Origin of the sequence: Caballeronia terrestris (assembly GCF_001544515.1) — a bacterium.
GTDB classification, from domain to species: Bacteria; Pseudomonadota; Gammaproteobacteria; order Burkholderiales; family Burkholderiaceae; genus Caballeronia; species Caballeronia terrestris.
The window spans coordinates 1-2,192 of record NZ_FCOL02000292.1 but is presented as its reverse complement, the minus strand read 5'-3'; the positions used below and the strand labels follow the sequence as shown (position 1 = coordinate 2,192).

Here is a 2,192-nt window from a genome sequence, read left to right as displayed (position 1 = left end):
CAAAAGTACGGCACGTCGTTGATACCCTCGTGGAGCTTGGTGAGCAAGGCCGATTAGCCTGAGCGCGGCACCTATTTGATTCTCGCGGCTCATTTGCCGCACTGCTGCAGAGGGCGGTCTGCGTGACAACCCGCCGATGCGGGATGACCGGTTCACTCCGATATGAGCCATCGTAACCCTAAGAACCCGGTCGGCAGCAATGGGTCGGTCTGCCGCCGCCGGCGTGGCGCACCACACGGGCTGACCGCGATAGAAATCGGGACGGCTGAGTGCAATGGCCCGGGCCCGCGGATGCGGCTAGACTGATAAATAACCTTATCTATCCATCGCTGTTTTTGACCCAAACTGGCGAGCATGAAAACGCGTGAGACCCATCCCATCGCCTTCCCGGACGATGCCGAAGTGGCCGCGCTGCGTGCCTGGTACACCGGGCTCGACGCTCGTGCCGCCGTCGCGCGCCTATTTGGAGGACCGCAAGGCACCGAAAGCATCCGCGCGTGGCGCGCTAGGCCGCATCCGGCGCGCCCTAATCTCATACGCGGCAAGCCGCCACCGGGCCGATCTTGCGGAAGTATTCGGTGAGCGGTCCGCCGCGTCGGCCGATGCCGTCGGGCCTGCTCCAAGATGGGCCAAGTCTCGACGGAAACTGGCATGCAACATATGCCCAGACGTAGGACATTGCACGGAAGAATGCGCGCGACACAACAGGCTTTCTGCGGCGGTGTTGCCCCAAGAATGCCCGTACGGCCGCGAGCACGTCCTTACGGCGATTTTCTGACCTGGTCGCGACATCACCAATGTTAAAATTCGACATAAAGGAATAGAACGTCGGAACCGGCGTTCGTTTCTCTTGGACGAGGACGAACGCAAGCAGCAAATGAGCGAGGACGTGAATCAGGAAAGCATGTGGCTGATGACATTACAGGCGGCGATGGCCAAGCACCGTCTCATAAGCATGCTCGCGCGGTAGATGTCTTACCGCCCCTTCCGCTGACAACGCGAACCGGCGACATCACCCAGGTGCTGCCGCTCGTCATGCCTTCACCCGCCGTCCATAGTTCTGCCTTGCGCCGACGATACGCACAATCTCGATGACGGCCTTTCGCTTCAGGATTCGATACACCAGCACGTAATTGGGCGCCAACACTATTTCGCGCGTGCCGCGCACGCGACCGATGCGGTAGAGCTCAGGATGATCGGGCAGGGCGTCCGTCCTCTTTTCTATTTCGTCGTCCAGCTCGAGCGCGGCGGTGGGGTTGTCCTCGGCGATGTAGTCAAAGATGTTGTTGCGGTCCTCGCTCGCTCTCACGCGCCATTCAACGATCAAGATTTAGCCCCGCGGGCTGAGATCCGCTTGCGCAAGGCGGCCTTCTTGTCGGCCATCTCTTTTTGCACCTGTGCATGCTGGACGTTCGGTCGGGGATCGTCCAACGATTCCTGCACCTGTTCACGGAACCACTTTTCATAGGCGGCCGCGTTCGAGTGAGTCTGCTTCATGGCCTCCGCACGATCCGGTCGGCTCTGTCGATCGACCTCCGCTTCGTCGGGTCGCCATGCCTCTAGCGAAAAGCGCCCATTCTGCACGCCGAGGTCACGGATCACTTCGAGCGCCTTAATGGGGTTGCGGAAGGCGCGCGGCCGCCGATTGTTGGAAGTGACCAGCACGGCGGTGCCGGCGGTGCGGGTTTCCAGCTCGATAAAAAACTGGGCGCCGTCGGCCCGCAAGACAGCATTAAGCACCCCTCCAGCCTCGGCGGCGGCGGTGGCCTGTGACACGTCGAGAGTTTTCATCATGCGCTCATTTGATGAGGTTTCCACGACTAATAGTAACATGTGGATCGCATGACTGTCGTAAGTGTCGATACTTGTCATAACGCCGTCGTGTCGCTCACGACAGACAGACAGACAACAGCAGACATTTGAATCTGGCTTTGACACGACACTGAGGCTAGCAACCGGATCGCGGCGCATAACCTGCAAGGCGGCACCAGGCGGCGACGACAGGCGATCGGGAGAGTTATGGCGGAGATCGCAGCGACTTCGCCACCGCCGCGATCGTCTTGGGCCGAATGCGCTTGATGAACTGCCGACGCGTGATGGGATGGTCGTAAAGCGATTTAGCGACGTTTATTTGTTATCCTAATTGTAACCCTCAAACTCGCCGATGATTAGCGTCATTGTGTCTTCAAAGG

2 protein-coding genes are annotated in these 2,192 nt (G+C 59.5%); both read right to left on the bottom strand.

The genetic code is table 11. From position 1 onward, the window contains the following. Window positions 1-1,033: 1,033 nt before the first annotated feature. Window positions 1,034-1,327 carry a type II toxin-antitoxin system RelE/ParE family toxin gene (locus tag AWB67_RS36685; protein ID WP_087660723.1) on the bottom strand — a complete coding sequence of 98 codons (294 nt, stop codon included), beginning with the start codon at window positions 1,325-1,327 and terminating at the stop codon, window positions 1,034-1,036. Next, window positions 1,324-1,791 carry an antitoxin PaaA2 family protein gene (locus AWB67_RS36680; protein ID WP_087660724.1) on the bottom strand — a complete coding sequence of 156 codons (468 nt, stop codon included), beginning with the start codon at window positions 1,789-1,791 and terminating at the stop codon, window positions 1,324-1,326. The genes AWB67_RS36685 and AWB67_RS36680 overlap by 4 nt, the downstream gene beginning before the upstream one ends. Window positions 1,792-2,192 lie beyond the last annotated feature (401 nt).

Excerpts from the sequence above, each read along its gene's own strand:
- AWB67_RS36680 (WP_087660724.1), bottom strand. The coding sequence starts at position 1,791 with ATGAAAACTCTCGACGTGTCACAGGCCACCGCCGCCGCCGAGGCTGGA.